Origin of the sequence: Rhodococcus sp. NPDC059969 (assembly GCF_042738325.1) — a bacterium.
Taxonomy (GTDB): Bacteria; Actinomycetota; Actinomycetes; order Mycobacteriales; family Mycobacteriaceae; genus Rhodococcus_F.
Genome location: NZ_JBHWUF010000001.1, coordinates 515,996 through 535,716 on the forward strand (window position 1 = coordinate 515,996; position 19,721 = coordinate 535,716).

The window sequence follows — 19,721 nt, forward strand, 5'->3', positions numbered from 1 at the left end:
TCAGCTGCCGAAGCTCAGGCTGCCCGTGAAACCCTGCTGCACATCGGCTTCCGAACGGGGAAGAACCTCGTAGGTGCTGGCGTACTGACCACTGAAACCGGTGACGGTGATCGGGCGTCCCACCGCAATGGCGTCGACATCGATTCCGGTCTGGGTGTTGACGAAGATGACGGTGTTTCCCTCGATGCCCGAGACCAGGATCTTGTGGCCGTACGGCAGATCGTCGACGACGGGTCCGCTCACGATTCCGGACACCGTCACGAGGCGCCCTTCGCTGGCCTCACCGATTGCATTGAGTGGCAATCGCGCCGGGCTGATCTGGGTGGCTGTACCGATTACCTCGACGGCAGTGGGGCGGACGACGAGCAGGCCCTCCTGATCCGCGAGGACTCCGGTGACCCGAACCTGATCGCCGAGATCAATCCCGGAGTTGTTCGGATCACTGATGTAGATGCCGGAATTGCCGCTCTGGAGACCAAAGCCCTTGTCGTAGAAACTGGATTCGAACACTCCCGACGGTGTGGTTGCGGTTCCCACGACGGTGACCGTCGTTCCGATGGCCTGAGTGCGCGCCACCGCGATGGAGTCCGCGGACACCTCACCGACAACTGCCGCCGGCTCCGCTGTTGCTGCAGTGCCGACAAACATGGCGGCTGCGGCCGCCACTGCCAGTGCCGTCACACCCCGACGCAGGACCGGACTGGCAAGAACGCTGTCTCGAAACATGTTTGAGGACTCCCCTGTGATTTCGTGGCCGCGCAGGTCCTCCTGATGGAGTCCGCCTTCGCCCACCCTGAGGCACAGGTTATTACAGGTCGGACGCCGCAGCGGTGGTGACATTCCGTCACCACCGCTGCTTCAAGGCATCCAGGTTTTCAGGAACCGGAGCTTCCGGACGAACCGCTCGAGCCACTGGATCCGCTGGAACCTGTTCCGCCGCCGAGATCGTCGAGAGGATCGCTACCGGTGAGCCCACCCGGGTACAGGTAGGCGTCGGAGATCGTGCTGAGCGAGGTTCCGGACGTGGCCGGTACCTTTGCTCGCCAGTTGACGATCGGATTCAGCACTCCGAACGGTCCGCAGCCACTGGCGGCGGGGAGCGCGAAGCCGGTGGCCTCGTTCCCAACCGGGCTCACCTTCAGCGCAGTCGACGGCAGCACCGTGTAGGTCGGTACCACCGACGGGTCAGGCGCGAGACGGAGATTCACCGGCGCAGCCGCGGAGCCCAGGTAGCAGTTGTCACCGAGGAACGCGTTGTTGATCTTCATCCGCACCGGGATGCTCAGATCCATGTCGGTGATGATGCCGTTGAGGATCGGGGCAGCGGTCGCCTCCACCTCGGCGGTGACTGCGGCGAGGCCGAACAGATTGCCGAACGGCAGGTCGATTCCGAGAACTCCACCCGGAACGGTCAACGGCTTGGAGTAAACACCGTTATGTCCGTCGTCGCGAGGGAGTAGAACGGTGGACTCACCTTCACCGGAGCCGGCCTCGGCGGCGATAATCATGTCGCCTTTTCCGATCGGGAGGTTGAAGCCGTTGTTGTCGAAGGTTCCGCTCTGAACCACAACCGACACACAGGATTCGGCAGCAGCCGGACACACTGCGGCACCGGGTACCGAATTGTCGACCGGATCCTGAGCCGAGGCCATCGGCGCCGCGAACGCGAGGACCGCACCTGCGGTACCTGCAATAACGGCCACGCGCGTGCCGAGACGTCTGTTGCCGTTCTTGTGAGATTTCTGCACTGATTTCTCCCTGCCGTTTATGTGATGGGGGACGAAACTCGCAGTCATTGCTTGTGTTTCGACCGCCGCCGACAAGGTCTTGCGGTGTGCTCCTACTCACAAGTAACAACTGAACAGATGTATATCACAGGACTTCGACTTAAAAACAGGGCAAAAGGGAGTTTCCTTAAAACGGACAAACTAAGCGGTACGGTGTGTAACACTCACGGGTGATGAACACGAACAGACTGGTCCTCTGCGTCGCGGCAGCGGGCCTACTCCTCAGCGGCTGCAGCAGCCAATCCGACAGCGATGCAGCGGAATCCACATCTGCTGCTACCAGTACCACGGTGGCGGCGACGTCGAGTTCGACTGCTCCGAGTACGCTCTCCGAGCTGCCGACCAGCCCGCTCGCCGTTACTCCGGAAGCCGCGCCGAGCGTCGTCGAATCGACGCCGCCACCGGTAGCACCGCCGGCAAAAGTAGCGCCACCGGCAAACGCACCGATCGACGCCCGGTCACCGGAAGAGATCGTCGCGAACGCCGGTGAGAAGGGGCAGCGGTACATCGCCGCTCTGCGTCTGGCCGGGATCCCGCCCGCCGGAATGGATTCCGCAGAGATCCTTTACGCCGACGGCACCTGTAAGGCTCTTGCAGACGGCATGCCTCGGTCCGAGGTGCTGGCGGAGTTCAACTCCGTGGGCGAGGTGTACTCGCAGATCACGCCGATGTCCTCGCAGCGCATCGCCGAGATCTACGTCGACACCGCGCAGCAGACGTACTGCTGATCAGGCCTTGCCGGCCAACCAGCCGTGCAGCCAGGATGTAGCCGAATTGCCCGCGCCGTCAACGACGTAACGCGTGTAGTCGGTGTGGACTTGCGAGCCGTAGAAGTCGACCAACTGATCGACGCGTCGCGAATTCGCGCCCGGATCGAGCTGAGCGATCAGGGCGGGGAGACCGCCAGCGGTCACCAGATCATTGACGATCACGGCGGCCTCGTCGCGCAGCGCCAGCGCACTTGCGGGAGTGGGATCGGACGCCTGAGCCATGAATCCGGCCAGACGCATCACAAAATCGTCCTTGGGCGTCGAGCAGTACAGGTCACCGACGGCGCACAGCGTCACCGTTTTGCCTGATAGCCAACCGAATCCACCGATGCGCGGGCCACTGGCACCGTTACCGCCGACAGCGGGTCCGATCAGGACGTCGGACTCGGAACGGCGGGGATCGGACAGCAGGCCGACGCCCTCCACGCGAGTCGGGGGAACAACGCCGATGCCGGTTCCGATCTCGGCGGCGAGATCGCCTGCCGCGTCGGCACCCTGGCTGTATCCGACGATGGCGAAGCGAGTGTCACCGCACGAGGCGGCCATGGCGCCGATCATGCCGCGGGCATTGTCGACAGCCTGCTGCTTCGACCTGGCGTAGACGTTGGACTCCCAGGGGAACGCCGTCGCCGAGTAGGTGACGTAGTCGGTGCGCACCGAGTCCGGAAGCCCGTTGGTCACCGGGGCGAGCATGCCGGCGCCGGGCCTGGTGCCCGAGGGCTCCCACGTTCCTGGGATGGCCACGACGTAGAGGCTGGGGCAGGGATCAGCCGACGCCACGGGAGCACTGACAACCGGTACCACTACTGCCGCAGCAAGTGCCGACAACACCGCAACGAGACGCCTCGCACGCATGAAACTCCCCTGATTTACCTGAAACAACCCTTACACCACTGTCGATGCTCAGGAATCATACTGCCTGGGCGGTATGTCTGTCCGATGCACGATTGATGAAGGTTTGTTACAGATCGTACGAATTACGGGCAGAAACAAGTCCGCACCCCACCGTTGCGGTGGAGTGCGGACTTGTAAGAGCCTCTAGCGCTGCGGAGCCGCTGTCGGGTGGATCGGTGACGGAAGGGCCGTGACACCCTCGAGGTAGGTGTCCACAGCCGCTGCTGCGGAACGTCCCTCGGCGATGGCCCAGACGATCAGGGACTGACCGCGGCCCATGTCGCCGGCCACGAACACGCCGTCGACGTTGGTGTTCCACTTCGACGTGCGGGCGACGTTGCCACGCTCGTTCAAGTCGACACCGAGATCGGTGAGCAGACCCGGCTTCTCGGGACCGACGAAGCCCATGGCCAGGAGCACGAGATCGGCTTCGAGCTCGAAGTCCGAGCCCTCGACCTTCTCGAAGCGACCCGACTTCATCTCGACCTCGTGAGCCTTGAGTCCGGTGACCTTGCCGTTTTCACCGACGAAGTTCTCGGTGTTGACGGAGAACAGACGCTCGCCGCCCTCCTCGTGAGCCGAAGCCACGCGGAACATGAGCGGATACGTCGGCCACGGAGTCTGCTCGGCGCGAGTCTCCGGCGGACGCGGCATGATCTCGAACTGGTGGACGCTGGCTGCGCCCTGGCGGTGCGAGGTGCCGAGGCAGTCGGCTCCGGTGTCGCCGCCGCCGATGATGACAACCTTCTTGCCCTCAGCGGTGATGGTGGGAGCGTCGAGGTCACCCAACTGCACGCGGTTGGCGATCGGCAGGAACTCCATCGCCTGGTGGATGCCGTCCAGCTCGCGGCCCGGGATCGGCAGATCGCGAGCAGCGGTGGCGCCGCCGGCCAGAACCACTGCGTCGAACTGCTCGCGCAGCTCGTCCGCGGTGATGTCCACGCCGACATTGACGTTCGTCTTGAAGACGGTGCCTTCGGCTTCCATCTGCTCGAGACGGCGGTCGATGTGCCGCTTCTCCATCTTGAACTCGGGGATGCCGTAGCGCAGCAGGCCGCCGATGCGGTCTGCCCGCTCGAAGACCGTCACTGCGTGACCGGCGCGGGTCAGCTGCTGCGCTGCAGCCAGACCAGCCGGACCACTGCCGACAACTGCGACCCTCTTGTTGGTGGCGTGCGCGGCGCGAACCGGCTTGACCCACCCTTCGTCGAAGGCCTTGTCGATGATCTCGACCTCGACCTGCTTGATGGTGACCGGATCCTGGTTGATGCCCAGGACACAGGACGCCTCACAGGGTGCGGGGCACAGACGACCGGTGAACTCCGGGAAGTTGTTGGTCGCGTGCAGACGCTCGATGGCGTCGTGCCAGTGGTCCTTGTAGACCAGGTCGTTCCACTCGGGAATCAAGTTTCCGAGAGGGCAACCGTTGTGGCAGAAAGGAATTCCACAGTCCATGCAACGGCTGGCCTGGGTCTTGAGGGTTTCCTTCGGGAACTCCTCGTAGACCTCTTTCCAGTCGAGCAGGCGCAACGGCACCGGCCGGCGAACCGGAAGTTCGCGCGACGTGTGCTTCAGGAAGCCGCTTGGATCACCCACGAGCTGCCTCCATAACTGCCTCGTCCACGTTCTTGCCATCCTTCTCTGCGGCCGCGATGGCCAAAAGAACCTTCTTGTAGTCGCGGGGCATCACCTTTGCGAAGTGACCCACCTGCTGCGACCAGTCAGCGAGGATGCGTGTGGCAACCTCGGAGCCGGTTTCGTCGCGATGACGTTCGATAGCGCCCTTCAACCAGGTGAAGTCGTCGCCCGAAAGATCCTCGAGGTCCACCAGTTCGGTGTTGAGGTTCTTCTCGAATGCCTTGTCGGGGTTGTAGATGTACGCGACGCCACCGGACATGCCGGCGCCGAAGTTACGTCCGGTGGCTCCGAGGATGACCACCTTTCCACCCGTCATGTACTCGCAACCATGATCGCCCACACCCTCGACGACGGCAGTGGCGCCGGAGTTACGGACTGCGAAGCGTTCGCCGACGACACCGCGAAGCAGAGCCTCGCCACTGGTGGCGCCGAACAGGATGACGTTGCCACCGATGATGTTGTCCTCGGCGACAAAGCCTTCCGCTGCATCGAGCGGCGGGCGTACGACGATGCGTCCACCCGAGAGGCCCTTGCCGACGAAGTCGTTGGCGTCGCCGTGCAGGCGCAGGGTCATACCGCTGGGCACGAAAGCACCGAAGCTGTTACCGGCGGAACCGGTGAACGTGATGTCGATGGTGCCCTCGGGCAAGCCCTCTCCACCGAACGCCTTGGTGACCTCGTGGCCGAGCATGGTGCCGACGGTGCGGTTGACGTTGGTGATCGCGGACTCGAAGGAGACCGCCTCACCCTTGTCGAGTGCGTTGCGGGCCGAGACGATCAGCTGCTGATCGAGCGCCTTGTCGAGACCGTGATCCTGCGTGCCGGTGCAGTGGACGTCCTGGTCCATGAACGCGGACTCGACCTGGGTGAGGATCGGCGACAGATCGAGATTGCCTGCCTTGCTTCCCTTCCAGTGTTCGAGGGCGCGCTTGGTGTCCAGCATGTCGACCTGGCCGACCGCTTCGAGCAGCGTGCGGAAACCGAGTTCCGCGAGAAGCTCGCGAACCTCTTCGGCGATGAACATGAAGAAGTTCTCGACGAATTCCGGCTTGCCACTGAAACGCTGACGCAGCAACGGGTTCTGCGTCGCGACACCGACGGGGCAGGTGTCGAGATGGCAGACGCGCATCATGATGCAGCCCGAGACCACCAGCGGTGCGGTGGCGAAACCGAACTCCTCGCCGCCGAGCAGGGCAGCAACGACGACGTCGCGACCCGTCTTGAGCTGGCCGTCGACCTGCACGACGATGCGGTCACGAAGACCGTTGAGCAGCAACGTCTGCTGGGTCTCGGCGAGGCCGAGCTCCCACGGTGCGCCCGCGTGCTTGACGGAGGTCAGCGGGGTGGCACCGGTGCCACCGTCGTGACCGGAGATCAGAACGACGTCGGCATGTGCCTTGGAGACACCGGCAGCGACGGTTCCGACGCCGACCTCGGAGACCAGCTTCACGTGGATGCGGGCCTGCGGGTTGGCGTTCTTCAGGTCGTGGATCAGCTGAGCGAGATCCTCGATCGAGTAGATGTCGTGGTGCGGCGGCGGCGAAATCAGGCCGACGCCAGGTGTGGAGTGCCGAACCTCGGCCACCCACGGGTACACCTTGTGAGCCGGAAGCTGGCCGCCCTCACCGGGCTTGGCTCCCTGCGCCATCTTGATCTGAATGTCGGTGCAATTGCTCAGGTAGTGCGAGGTGACACCGAAGCGTCCCGACGCGACCTGCTTGATGGCACTGCGACGCAGATCGCCGTTCTCGTCCGGCGTGAAGCGCGACGGGTTCTCGCCGCCCTCACCGGAATTGGAGCGAGCGCCCAGACGGTTCATCGCGATCGCGAGAGTCTCGTGAGCCTCGGCCGAGATGGAGCCGTAGCTCATCGCACCCGTCGAGAAACGCTTGACGATCTCGCTCGCCGGCTCGACCTCGTCGATCGAGATCGACGGCCGCTTGCCGATGTTGAAGTCGAACAGACCACGCAGAGCGGCAAGGCGCTCCGACTGGTCGTTGACCAAGGTCGTGTACTCCTTGAACACCTCGTACTGGCCTGTGCGAGTTGCGTGCTGGAGCTTGAAGACCGTGTCCGGGTTGAACAGGTGGTACTCGCCTTCACGACGCCACTGGTACTCGCCGCCGACCTCGAGCTCGCGGTGAGCGCGCTCTTCGGGGCGATCGAGGTATGCAACGGCGTGACGTGCCTGGACGTCGGCTGCGATCTGGTCGAGGCCGATGCCACCGAGCTGCGACTGCAGACCGGTGAAGTACTCGTCCGTCAGCTCCTGTGAGAGACCGATGACCTGGAACAGCTGAGCACCGGTGTACGACGCGAGCGTCGAGATACCCATCTTGGACATCACCTTCAGGACACCCTTGCCGGCTGCCTTGATGTAGTTCGCGATGCCCTTCTCAAGGGTCAGACCCTCGAGCTCACCGTTCTGTAGGAACTCGTCAATGGTCTCGAAAGCCATGTACGGGTTGACCGCTGCGGCACCGAAGCCGATGAGGAGCGCCATGTGGTGCACCTCGCGGGCGTCGCCGGCCTCGACGATGAGGCCGACCTTGGTGCGCGACTTCTCACGAACCAGGTGGTGGTGCACAGCCGAGGTGAGGAGCAGCGACGGGATCGGCGCGTAGTCCTCGGTGGACTCACGGTCCGAGAGCACGATGATGCGTGCGCCACCCTCGATTGCCTGCGAGACCTGGTACTTGATGCCCTCGAGCGCACGACGGATACCGTCGCCGCCTTCCTTGACCGGGTACAGGCCGCGGATCACGACACTGCGGAAGCCAGGGAATTCGCCGTCGTCGTTGACGTGAACGAGCTTCGACAGATCGTCGTTGTGCAGGATCGGCTGCGGGAGCGCAATCTGCTTGCAGGAGTCCGCATTCGGGTGCAGCAGGTCGCCCTCGGGGCCGATGGTCGCGCCGAGGCTGGTGACAACCTCTTCACGAATCGCGTCGAGAGGCGGATTGGTGACCTGAGCGAAGAGCTGCGAGAAGTAGTCGAACAGCATCCGCGGACGTGACGAGAGCACGGCGATCGGAGTGTCGGTACCCATCGAGCCCAGTGCCTCGGCACCGGAGAGTGCCATCGGCTTGACCAGCAGGTTGACCTCTTCGCTGGTGAAACCGAAGAGCTGCTGACGCAGCACGACGCGCTCGTGCGACATGTACGTGTACGGGCGGTCCGGCAGGTCGTCCATGTGGATCAGACCTTCGTCGATCCACTGCTGGTACGGGTGCTCGGCAGCGAGTTCAGACTTCAGTTCGTCGTCGCTGATGACCCGGCCCTGCGCGGTGTCCACGAGGAACATGCGGCCCGGCTGGAGGCGGACCTTGCGGACCACGGTGGACGGATCGATCGGCAGGACGCCGACCTCCGACGCCATGACGACGAGGCCGTCTTCGGTGATCCACAGACGCGACGGACGCAGACCGTTGCGGTCCAGCACGGCGCCGATGACGGTGCCGTCGGTGAAGCACACCGACGCCGGTCCGTCCCAGGGCTCCATGAGAGCCGAGTGGTACTCGTAGAACGCCCGACGAGCGGGGTCCATGCTCTCGTGCTTCTCCCAGGCTTCCGGGATCATCATGAGAACTGCGTGGGGCAGGCTGCGGCCGGCGAGGTGCAGCATCTCGAGCACCTCGTCGAAACGAGCGGTGTCACTGGCGCCCTGGGTGCAGATCGGGAAGATCTTGTCCAGGTTCTCGCGGCCACCGAAGACGTCGCTGTCGATCAGGGACTCGCGAGCGCGCATCCAGTTCTCGTTGCCGGTGACGGTGTTGATCTCACCGTTGTGAGCGACCCGGCGGAACGGGTGCGCCAGCGGCCACGACGGGAACGTGTTGGTGGAGAAGCGCGAGTGGACCAGGCCCAGTGCGCTCTCGACACGATCGTCCTGCAGGTCGAGGTAGAAACCCTTGAGCTGCGGGGTGGTGAGCATGCCCTTGTAGACGAACGTCTGGCCGGACAGGCTGGGGAAGTACACGGTCTCGCTACCCGGGCCACCCTTGCCGGCGCCTTCGGAGCCGAGTTCGTGCTCGGTGCGCTTACGCACCACGTATGCACGACGCTCGAGATCCATGCCGGTGTACTTGTCACCCTCGGAGCCGATGAAGATCTGACGGAACGTCGGCATCGCGTCGCGCGCCAGTGCGCCCAGCGATGAGTCGTCGGTTCCGACCTCGCGCCAGCCGAGAACCTTCAGGCCCTCTTCGACGACGATCTTCTCGACTGCAGCAGCAGCCTCGTGTGCATCGGCGTCGCCCTGCGGGAGGAATGCGATACCGGTTGCGTACGCGCCTTCGGCGGGCAGCGCGAAGTCCACGACAGCTCGGAAGAACTTGTCGGGAACCTGCAGCAGAATGCCCGCACCGTCACCCGTGTTGGGTTCGGATCCGGCAGCGCCGCGATGCTCGAGGTTGACCAGAGCGGTGATCGCCTTTTCGACGATGTCCCTGCTGCGGCGACCATGCATGTCAACAACAAATGCGACTCCACAGGAGTCGTGCTCATTGGACGGGTGATAGAGGCCCTGGGGGCCTGGAAGTTGCTTCATACCCAGCCTTCGTATGCCATAAAGATGCACCGACGACCAGCAGCGCTGATGGCCATCAACTTGCAATGCAAGTCCTTCAAAGCACCGACACGACGATGTGTTCGGTACCACCGAAGTAGCCGCCCTGCGCAGACGCGATGGTGTGCGTTCTGGCACCCGGCGACGTGAGTCTTCGGTCGGTTGAAACTTTTGTGAGTCAACCGTGTAACGAAAACGATAATTCAGAACCCCGGCACGGGCGCAACTAAGGTAGCCCTATAATTGCTCTGAACTGCGGCGATGCAGGGAGCCAGAAGGCCCCTCGACAGATTTCGGAGCTGCGTCTGTGCAGAGAAGTTCCGATTCACAGGATACCGAATCCGCAGGAAACAGGCGCGACAGGCGATAAATGCAACAACTGGCCGCAGCGATAAGAATCAGCTGCGGCCAGTGCGCCTCGAACTGTAACAAAAGTTGATCGATCAACCAAGGTCTAGGCCTGAATTGTTTGCTCGCAGAATGCCATCGCTGTAATTTCCGTAGGCTCACCCTTGAGAAGACGGGCGGCGAAGAGCAAATGACAACAGCAGTAGTGGTGGGCAGTGGCCCCAACGGTCTCGCGGCGGCGATCGAACTCGCCCGCGCCGGAATCGACGTCCATGTCATCGAGGGTGCGGACAAGATCGGCGGCGGCACCCGCAGCAGCGAATACATAGTCGACGGACTCGTCCACGACGATTGCTCCGCCTTCCATCCCACAGCCTTGGCTTCTCCTTACTTCAAGGAACTCGACCGCGAATTCGGGCTCGCCGAGCATGGCCTGACGTGGCTGTGGCCCGAGATAGATCTGGTCCACCCACTCGACGGCGGCACCGCCGGGGTTCTGTGGCGCGATATCAACCGGACCGCTGAAGGATTGGGTGTCGACGGTAAGAGGTGGCTCGACGTCTTCGGATACCTGTCCGAGAACTTCGACGAGTTGGTGCAGGACGTTTTCAAGCCGATCGTGCACGTTCCGAAGCACCCGCTGATGCTCGCCCGTTTCGGGACGGGCGCTCTGCTTCCCGCGACGGGTTTCGCGCGGATGTTCAAGACCCCACAGGCGCGGGCGCTGTTCGGTGGCGTCGCGGCGCACATGTTCGGGCCGCTGAACCTCCCCCTGTCCAGTGCTGTCGCGTCGATGCTGACCGCGGCCGCCCACGCTAACGGTTGGCCTGTGGCGCAAGGTGGTTCAGGATCCATCGCCGCGGCGTTCGCGTCGATCCTGCGCAGCCTCGGTGGCACCATCGAAACCGGGAACTGGGTCACCAACTACTCCCAGATCGCCGACTACGACATCGTCATGCTCGACATCGCACCAGACGCGGCCGGTCGTCTGCTCGACGGTCGGCAGCCCGACCGCATTGCCCGGGCCTACCGCAAATTCCGCTACGGCACCGCCGCCTACAAGGTCGACTACGCCGTGCGTGGTGACTCCGACGGAAGCGTCGTGCCGTGGACGAATCCGCACGCCCGCAAGGCCGGCACCCTGCATCTGTCCGGCACGATTTCGGAAACTGCAGCTGTCGAACGCCAGACCGTGCAGGGTCAGATGCCGGACAAGCCCTTCATTCTGTTGGGCCAGCAGTTCTTGGCCGACCCTTCCCGTTCCGTCGGAGACATCCATCCCGTGTGGGCGTATGCGCATGTGCCGCATGGCTATCCGGGTGACGCCACCGATGCGGTCACGCGACAGATCGAGCGCTTTGCGCCGGGGTTCCGGGACCGGATCGTGGGCGTCCACGTGCGCAATGTGCCGCAGATGCAGGCGTACAACCCCAACTACGTGGGCGGCGATATCTCCGCGGGTGCGAACACTGCGCGGCAGATCATCGCGCGCCCCCGATTCGGACTCAACCCCTATGCCACCGGCGCCCCGGGCGTGTACCTCTGCTCGTCCGCGACTCCCCCGGGCGGCGGGGTCCACGGGATGGGTGGGTTCAATGCCGCGCGGGCGGCGCTGAAGGCGCGGGGTTGAGGCGTCCCCGATGGGGACGACATTTCGGACACACGTGGACCTTCGTCACTGTCCAAGGAAGACGGAGAACTTCTGTCGGATACGCCCGATACCCAATACGGGCCGTAATTCGAGCACGCCTGCGTTCCGGCCGCGCCTTTGAACAAGAGGTTGAACTGACCCTGTTGGCGCGCTGGCTGGGTCGCTCCGGATCGAGACCGGCGTAGCGACCGCTGGCGAGAAACTACTGGCATTGGCCCACATCGACGAATTGGAAACTCGCGATGCCATCGACATCAAGGTTTGTACGGAGCGAACTCCTGATCCTCGATGCGCTTCCCAGGTTCTCAGCTCGGTTCAACCCTGCCGTGTTTGCCGCCGAGTAATGGCTTCGCCGCGGTCCAGATGGATACGAAATTTCGCACCTTCACAATGATCGAATCGGATCAAGAAGTTAGAGCTGACCCTCCGACGCCATGGCCACTTGAATATTCAGGTGGAGGATGACCGCTCACCAACCGTGTCTGTCCATCTCTGCACGCTACCTCTGCGCGCTGACATGCGAACTGATCTGCAATCAACGGGGTTCGATCCTTCAATGCCGTCGGAAACCCCGGACGCCCCGCAGCAATTCGACGTTGATTGTCGACCCGGGTTTTCGACACACGACCCCTGCGCAATCGCCGCGGCTGACCAGATGCCGAATATCGATCTGTTTTCGACAAAAAGCATGCCTCTCGTATTGAGACCCACCCCTCCGAGACAAGTGGTTTGGAAGCGGAAAAAGGTACATCTAAGGCTGCATCCAGTCACCTGATTCCGTTCCAATCACCTAGAGTCTGACTGTGGAAAACGACCCCAACGCAGAAGCAGTATCTGACGAGCATTCAGCTCAATTCGACACCATCGTCATTAGCAATATGTTCGAGATATTCGTCGCACCTGAGGTACGTCGTCGTGGTCTCTCGATTGCTCCGCGAAGTGTCGATCAGTTTCTCGCCGAGTTGCCCTCGGGTGACCGGTCAGTGGAAGTACGACTAGGCGATGAGGCGCGCATGGCGGTGACCCTTGCTAAGGCCGAGGACGGACTTCAATATCTTGACCGCATCGAACCGATGGAGGGAGAGGTGCACTCTGATAGTGGATGGGTCTGTTATTTTCGAGCCGAGAACGGCGCAGGGATCCTCGGTTTCGATTTCCGGCGCAATCTCGAACAAGCCAGGAAACTACTGACCAAGGCCGAGGGTTTCCTAGCTGTCGCGGTGAGCAGCGGAAACGACACTCTCTCTCCTGCAATAGATCTCCTCTATTCATCTGCCGAACTCACCGTGCAGGCATTGATGTTGCTCCAGTCGGACACAAACCAAAGTCATAAGCACAGACGAGAGTGGCTTAGGCGGTGGACCGCAGCGCAAAACAGCCCGGCTGACCACGCCCAGGTACTCGACAATCTCGCATCTCTGAGGGCGCCGGCGCGATACGAACCGAATGAACCAAAGCTCAAGCCCGGGCGTTTTCAGCGTATCGTTTCAACGGTTCAGGAGATGATCGATGTCGCCCACGGCTACGCAGGAAATAGATCTCCGAGTGTAAACGTCGAGATTGCGCCCGATTTTATGCGACACGAATCACGGAACGGGTCCCATTCCATTGCGCCCAAGGTGCTGGACAGCTGATCACTCTTTGCGAGATCCTCCGCCGGCCAAGATCCCTGTTGTAGGTATCGCCCACCTTAATGTCAATCCTGCAAGGGTGTCTCGCCGCTCTGAGGATTCGAGACACCACCCGGCGGGACGCCCATTATCCCGGACCAGCAGTCGGGTACGCCCACACCGTCCTAACGAATCTATGGAACGGTGTGGTGATTGCTGTGGGTTATTCGGCCTCGAATCCTGCCTGATCGAATTTGAGAACAGTGGCGTTCTCGCTGACTGTTCGGATCTTGTTGTCATCGAACCCTGTAGGGGTCGTTGCAGTGATCTCGATTCTCACTTCGAGTTGCACTCCGTCTGCGGCAGCGAGGTGTTGAATGATCTCGTTGGTGATTTTGTTGAAGTCGCGGACGTAGAAGTCCGAGTTCAGTTCGGTCGAGCCGAAGAAGCGGTTCTTTCGCGCCACCACGACCGGTTTTTCGCCGTCTCTCTTTCTCCCTCCGCGAGATGCTGCGGATGTCCCGCTCGCTGTTTCACCAGATTCAGCTTCGGTATTTGTCTCGGGATCTGTGTCAGTTCCTGTGGTGCCCTCACCAGAGTCGTCGGGCGGTGTGATTGCTGCGATTTCTCGCTTACGCTGTGCCTCTGCTCGTTCCGGCTGTACCAGCAGCAGCGAATCCGTCATTTGCGGCGGTGTCACCTTGTCTGAGGGCAACACCAGGCCGACGTAGTCGGTGCCGTCCCAACTGTCGGCGAACGCGAAACCAGTTTGCTGCCAAATCAATTCGTCGAATACCGAGAGTGCGCCGTCCTCCAATACTGTGCGGTCGCGCAACCGAGCGAGATACGGGTACGTCGTGTAGAAACCGAACAACTGCCCGAAAGTGAGGTGGCCGTCGCGTTCCCAGGCCGCGCGTAGCCGGCCGTCGAGATCGTGTCGGATCAGCGCTGGACCACGCTGAATCGTCAACCATCCCTCGTTGCGCAGGCGCGCGGCAGCCCGGACAGCGAGCTGCTCACCGCTGGAATCTTTCTTCGCCTCGATCGTCAACGGACGGGTGGCGTCTGGCTGGGTGGGTACCAGCACCCACTGATAGGTCTCGAGCAGGCGGTCTCGCACAGTCCGGTCGTGCATGGCGACCCGATCAACAGCCTGCTCACGCTGCGCGAATGTCAGGCCCAGACTCTTGTCGGCGTTGTCGCGTACGTATGACCATGCGAGGAAGTCGCGGACCGCTGTGTCGAGTTCCTTCCACCTGGTCGCGTCGGCTGCGAGGAAAGTAACCATGTTCCGATGGCTGCGGGCGGCGGTGCCGCGGTGTTCTGTGACATCGCGGGCCCAAGCAACTGCGTCGGAGTCGGTTTTGGTGTGGGTGTGTGACGGCGGCACGATGACCAGGCGAACTTCCTGCTGGTCGGGCACATCGGCTGAACTCTCCGGTGCCACGTGCACGGCGGTGAACCCGTCAGCGGCGGTCTTGCGGTGAGTCTGCAGCCGTTTGATGACCTCGTTCCAGACCTCCTCCTTGTGGAGTCGTTCTGCGTGGTCACGGGCGGTGCGGGTGGTGTTGGCCTGGGTGTCGTACCAGTACAGCGACTCGGAGTTGTAGAAGTACGTTGCGGTGTTGGCGAGGTGGTTGAGCGCCGAGTGGAAGTTGCCGGGCACATCGCCCGGCATGGCGGTGCCGAGGAATACCCGCTGCTTGTCCAGGCCTTTATGTGCCGATCTCAGGGTCGGGGTGGCGCCCATGAACACTGTGCGAGCCAGACGTTGGGTGGTCAGCCGAGTCCCGAGCAAAGTATTGGCTTTGTCCACCTGCGCGGGGGCGGAGTTAGGCCCGTCGACATCGGTGTCGATCAGTGCTTTCCACTTGTCGTCGAGGTACTGGGCGAGCTCGGTGACCACTTTGTCGGCACGCAATGGCACCGATCCGGGCATGATCAGCGGTGCAGTGTCGTTTTCCCGCCATAGCTGTCCGACGATCGTGTTCATCAGCCGTAGCACACCGCGGGTGCGCTGGAACCTTTCCAGCGTGGACCAGTCCTCGTAGAGTCGGTCGAAGAGTTCGGGATGGATGGGATAACAGCGGCGGATCCGCTCCAGATAGTCGTTCTCGATCACCTCACGAGGGAACTCTGAGCGGTGATCGCGGTAGAAGTCGACGAGCTTCTGTGAGGTGGCATTGATCTTCGCGAGGGCCTGACTGTCCGGGGTTTCAAACAGCCGTCGACGGACAATCTCGAAGCTTTCCTCAGCGTTCGCAGCCCGCCACTGATCTGCGACCCGGCCGACGGCCTTACGCAACATTTTCAGAGCCTCACGGCCGTTCTCGCCGCCGACCTCCTCCTCGTCACCGACGTACTCGCCGTCCTTCATCTCGGCGGACGCCGGGATCGAGATGAGGATCAGAGTGCCGGGGACGGCTTTCGCCGCTTCGGTCAGCGCCTGCGCGAAAGTGAATTGGGTATCGAAAGTGCCGTCGGGCAGGTCCTCGCGGCCGTAGAGCTGGCGCGCGTATGCGACCCATTCGTCGATGAGGATCACTGCGGGACCGAACTGCTGGAAGAGTTGGCGCAGCGCATCACCTGGGTTGGTGCGTGCCTCGTCGGACTGTTGGATGATCTCGTAGGCTTCGCGGCCGCCGAGCTGCCAAGCCATCAGACCCCACAGCGTGTTGACCTTGGTACCGTCTGCCATCTCCTTGACTGCGCCAGCCTGGATTTGGGTGCCGACGAGCGCGACCCGGCGGGCTTTGGGGAGGTCGTGGCCGGCGAGCACGTCTTGGACTTCCTGCGGATAGTCGGCCAGTGGACGACCTGATGCGAGATGCCACACTGCGAGCATCGAGTGGGTCTTGCCGCCACCGAAGTTGGTCTGCAGGTTGATGATCGGTGCGGCATTGAGATCACCGGACAGACGTTTGACTGCACGGACGGTGAGATCACGCAGCCCCTCGGTGAGGAACGTGCGCTGGAAGAATTCCACCGGGTCGGTGTACTCGCTATCGCCCTCACCGCGCGACACCATTGCCAAGTCGGCCGCGAACTCGGCCGCGTGGAAGTTGCCGCTAGCCACGTCCTCGTGGGGACGCAGCACCAGGCGCCACGATTCGAGACCGGCGGAGCCGACCTCCGCGGTCGGCGACGCTTTGACGACCTTGCGGTCCTCTTTGTCCGAGCTCAACCGCATCAAGTCGATCCTGGAGCGGCGAACCTCATCGGCCGAGTCGGGCGCGCCGATCGCACGCAGGAACCGTTCGGCAGTATCGAGGGCGCGGTAGGCGTCGTCGGCAGAGAAGGAACCGTTGTGCGCCCACGTGTTTCGCACGTCACGCAGTTCCGTCGCCCAGCTCTGCTCAGTGCGGGAGAGATGGTCGGAGTACGGGTACCACCCCTTGCGGATCTGGTTCGGGATCTGCTCCGTGACCATCCGCAGGCCATTCTGGGGATCGGTGCGACTGTAGGTTTTGCCGCTGCCGCTCTTCGCGGAATCCTTGAGTGCCAGCAGCGCGGTCCAGTCCTGGCCTGCGGGGATTTCCTTCGCGAGGACGTAGGTGTGGAACTCGTCGAGCGCGGTGCCGAAGAGTTCGAAGGCGCGTCCGATGCGGTCGCGGTTGCTCAGTGCCATGAGTCGATCCCCTATGCGTCGAATGTGAGTTGGGTTGCCGCGTTGCGTGATTCGGCGACGATGTCATTCCAAGCGGTACCGAGTGCGTTGAAATCAACGGCGACCTTGGTCTGCTTGCGATCTTCAGCGATCGCGAACAACAGGAATGCCAACTCCTTGCAGAGGTCGCGGTCAATAGACGCCGGGACGTCCGCGAGCAGTTGCGCTGCTGCAGGTACGCCCTTAGATGCGAGCAGTCGGGTTAAGTGCATCACCGCTTCCCACGCGCTGATGTGCTGATCAGTGGAGGGGTCGTACTCTTTCTCGGCGTACATCGCGTCCAAAGCCTCCGCGGAAAGCAGTGTGACCTTGCCTGCGGGTTTCGTTAAGATGCCCGCACGTTCGAGATGATCGAGCGACGCATTGCGAGCGCGCGCGAGATTATCTGCATCCCCGAAGGTCCCCGCGTCGAAGCCGTGTTGGCGGAACCAGGCGATCGCGAAGCGGGTATCGACGTCGAAGTCACCTTCCTGCTCGGCGAGCACCTCGTCGAGGATTTCGTTGATCCGGGACAGGGCCGCGCGGACGGTCATCTTACTGCCGTCATCGGTGAGAACGCCGGAGTAGCGAGAAAAAACAGCCATACCTGGGCCGATCGCCGCTTGTGGGAGATCGACCGGGGCAATTGCGCCTTGTTGGAGTTCCTTGAGCTTGCTCGGCAGTTCGTCCTTGAGAGCGTTGATGAAACCGCGGCGGTCTGTGGTGCGAGCGTCGTCGGGGCGGGGACGCAGGGCGAGAACGATGGAGGAAGCGAGAGCATTGGTGCCGATGCTCACTGATCGCGCTGACCGCTCGCTGCGCATGGGCCAGGTGGCGGTGATAGCCCATCCGGAGCGGATCATGCCTTCAAGTAGGGTTTCCCAACCTGTGGAGGCTTCTGCGCCGCCATCAGAATCTTGCTGTTTGAAGGCGTAGTACACAGTGATCGGGAAGTTGGGCAGGGCTGACTCGCGAGCCAGATGGAAAACTTCACGAAAGCCGTTCTCGAAAAACTTGTGTGCCCCGTCTTTACCGTCGTGCCGGTAGGGATTTGCAACGAGTTCCTCAGCCTTGGGGACCAGCATTGTGCTGAGAAGGTTTGGGTGGATCGGGTGTAGGGACCGCCGGAGCCAAACATAGAAGAAGTCAGAGAGATCCGAATAGCCGATGTTGTCGTAGTAGGGCGGGTCGGTGGAGATAAGCATGCGACCGATCGGGGCATTCTGCGCGCTAGCTTGGTTTGCGACGCCCTGATAGCCGGGCTCGATCCGATCGAGTGCTTGCGCCATTGAGGCGGTGGCAACCGTCAGCGAGCCAGATGCCGTAGCGAAAGGGGAGACTTCGACGAAATCCCATGCCATTGGGATTGCCTGTCGAGCAAATAGATTTCGAGTTTGGTCCCGTGAACTGGACCAAGTGGCCAGCGAGTTCCCTAGATCGGATGTCCGACTTACTCCCATCCCCAGATAGGTTGCTACCGCGTCCGCGTACGCCGACGCCCCGATGCCGCCAGCCTCAAGACGCGTCCCTTCGTCCATACCCCCGGCCAAAGCATTTGCGAGCACGTGTTCGCGGGCTTCGGAAACAAGGTCACTTAAGGTAGTGAGTGCGGTGAGTTGGCGTGGGGTGAAAAGGTCGGAATATGCAGTCATTCCGTAGGCTTGGACTCTGAATCCGAGGGCTTCTTTCGGTAGATCGCCATCCGGCGCATCCATCGGCCGCGCCACCTGCGCCGCTGCCTCATGCTCCTCCGTCGGATTCAGGTACGTCCGCGTCCGCTTCCCCTCGGCAACGGTCGCCATCAGTTGTGCGCCCATGCGCCCGGCTCGACTTTCGGCGCGAATATATTTGAACTCCACCGCCGACCTGCAGCCTATGCAGGTCGCACCGTTGCGTCCGACTGTGCTGTCAAACTCCTTGCTCGGCGCGGCCCTCACGTCGTGGCCGATCGTGAGCTGTACCTTGCCGTCCACTACAGACGGTACGACGTACGCCTCCTTGCCTTTCTTCTTACCCAGCCACCACTTGCTCGTGAGCGGCATGGCAATGCCGCAGGCGGGATTGGGGCAGGTAACGGTTCGCGCCCAGATCCATGCGATCACCGTAGCCTCGGAGCCGTCGGGCAATTTCGCTTTCGGATACAGGTGGCCGATGCGTTTCTCGGCCTCGTCACGCATCCACTGGCCATAGCGGCGGACGTCCTCAGCCAGTCCGGTGGAGCGGGGCCAGTTGTTGATCTGTGAATCCGCTATTCCGGGAAATACGGGCGGGCGTCCCGCGAACTTCGGCGGGATCTCGATCAAGGCCTTGTTAATCAGTACCGCGACGGGGTTGAGATCCGAGGCGTGGGCTTCGAGCCCCAGTCGCTGAGCTTCGAGCGGGATGGAGCCGCCCCCGGCGAACGGGTCGAGGATCGGCGGCGGGTTGCCGTCGGTGGAGTTCAGGATCTCCTGGTGAGCTTCGGCGAGTAAGCGCTCATCGTTTGAGTTTTCCCAGACGACGAGGCGTTCCATTAGTTCGTGCAGACGCTTGCGTTCCTTGATCACCGACTCTTCGGTGGGGAAGCGATCGGGATGGGAGGACGGGTCGTCCACCAGTTGAGCGAACAGCACTGCGCGTGAGGTTGCGAGGGGTTTGCGTGACCACCACAAGTGCAGTGTCGACGGATGCCCTTGCCGGATGGACTTTTCGCGCGCCGACTCCTTGTTGATCGTCTCCAGTGGTAGGGCCACCTCGATCAGCTTGCGGCGAGGGATGGAGGTCGAGTTTTCGGCGGGCACGAGGCGAATCCTGTCTAAAGTTTATTGCTG

Annotated in this window: 10 protein-coding genes; 3 read left to right on the forward strand and 7 right to left on the reverse strand. The window is 62.3% G+C overall.

The features are described 5' to 3' along the window. Positions 1–726 (reverse strand): hypothetical protein, encoded by a 726-nt coding sequence (locus ACFWAD_RS02420; RefSeq protein ID WP_378541089.1) that lies wholly within the window; start codon positions 724–726, stop codon positions 1–3. Between the two features lie 149 nt (positions 727–875). Beyond that, a complete protein-coding gene (locus ACFWAD_RS02425; protein WP_378541092.1) occupies positions 876–1,748 on the reverse strand; it encodes a hypothetical protein in 873 nt (290 codons plus the stop codon). A 212-nt stretch (positions 1,749–1,960) separates the two neighbouring features. Between ACFWAD_RS02425 and ACFWAD_RS02430 the strand changes: the two genes are divergently transcribed. Then, on the forward strand, positions 1,961–2,515 hold the full coding sequence (locus ACFWAD_RS02430; RefSeq protein ID WP_378541094.1) for a DUF732 domain-containing protein: 555 nt from the start codon (positions 1,961–1,963) through the stop codon (positions 2,513–2,515). Here the strand turns inward: ACFWAD_RS02430 and ACFWAD_RS02435 are convergent, their stop codons facing one another. The 3 genes from ACFWAD_RS02435 to gltB form a co-directional block, all read right to left on the reverse strand. Beyond that, on the reverse strand, positions 2,516–3,412 hold the full coding sequence (locus ACFWAD_RS02435; RefSeq protein ID WP_378541096.1) for a cutinase family protein: 897 nt from the start codon (positions 3,410–3,412) through the stop codon (positions 2,516–2,518). Positions 3,413–3,595: 183 nt separating this feature from the next. Beyond that, positions 3,596–5,047 carry a glutamate synthase subunit beta gene (locus ACFWAD_RS02440; protein WP_378445324.1) on the reverse strand — a complete coding sequence of 484 codons (1,452 nt, stop codon included), beginning with the start codon at positions 5,045–5,047 and terminating at the stop codon, positions 3,596–3,598. Further along, the gene (gene gltB / locus ACFWAD_RS02445) at positions 5,040–9,638 is read right to left on the reverse strand and encodes a glutamate synthase large subunit (protein ID WP_378541099.1); all 4,599 of its coding nucleotides are present in this window, start codon (positions 9,636–9,638) and stop codon (positions 5,040–5,042) included. The genes ACFWAD_RS02440 and gltB overlap by 8 nt, the downstream gene beginning before the upstream one ends. A 556-nt stretch (positions 9,639–10,194) precedes the next feature. On the opposite strand from gltB, the gene ACFWAD_RS02450 reads away from it, so the two are divergent. Beyond that, a complete protein-coding gene (locus ACFWAD_RS02450; protein WP_378541102.1) occupies positions 10,195–11,634 on the forward strand; it encodes a phytoene desaturase family protein in 1,440 nt (479 codons plus the stop codon). A gap of 824 nt (positions 11,635–12,458) precedes the next feature. Continuing rightward, positions 12,459–13,289, forward strand: coding sequence for a HEPN domain-containing protein (locus ACFWAD_RS02455; protein ID WP_143542653.1), 831 nt, complete (start codon positions 12,459–12,461; stop codon positions 13,287–13,289). Positions 13,290–13,488: 199 nt separating this feature from the next. On the opposite strand, the gene ACFWAD_RS02460 is transcribed toward ACFWAD_RS02455, so the two are convergent. Together ACFWAD_RS02460 and ACFWAD_RS02465 are read right to left on the reverse strand one after the other, a co-directional pair. Further along, entirely contained in the window at positions 13,489–16,893 is a 3,405-nt protein-coding gene (locus ACFWAD_RS02460) for a Swt1 family HEPN domain-containing protein (RefSeq protein ID WP_378541106.1), read from the reverse strand. 11 nt (positions 16,894–16,904) lie between these two features. Next, complete coding sequence (locus ACFWAD_RS02465) at positions 16,905–19,691, reverse strand: DUF1156 domain-containing protein (protein ID WP_378541108.1); 2,787 nt, start codon at positions 19,689–19,691, stop codon at positions 16,905–16,907. Between the last annotated feature and the right edge of the window lie 30 nt (positions 19,692–19,721).

What these genes read in the sequence shown, in the direction of transcription:
- ACFWAD_RS02420 (WP_378541089.1), bottom strand. Translation starts at nt 726, where the DNA reads ATGTTTCGAGACAGCGTTCTTGCCAGTCCGGTCCTGCGTCGGGGTGTG.
- ACFWAD_RS02430 (WP_378541094.1), top strand. Translation starts at nt 1,961, where the DNA reads ATGAACACGAACAGACTGGTCCTCTGCGTCGCGGCAGCGGGCCTACTC.
- ACFWAD_RS02435 (WP_378541096.1), bottom strand. Translation starts at nt 3,412, where the DNA reads ATGCGTGCGAGGCGTCTCGTTGCGGTGTTGTCGGCACTTGCTGCGGCA.
- gltB (WP_378541099.1), bottom strand. Translation starts at nt 9,638, where the DNA reads ATGAAGCAACTTCCAGGCCCCCAGGGCCTCTATCACCCGTCCAATGAG.
- ACFWAD_RS02450 (WP_378541102.1), top strand. Translation starts at nt 10,195, where the DNA reads ATGACAACAGCAGTAGTGGTGGGCAGTGGCCCCAACGGTCTCGCGGCG.
- ACFWAD_RS02460 (WP_378541106.1), bottom strand. Translation starts at nt 16,893, where the DNA reads ATGGCACTGAGCAACCGCGACCGCATCGGACGCGCCTTCGAACTCTTC.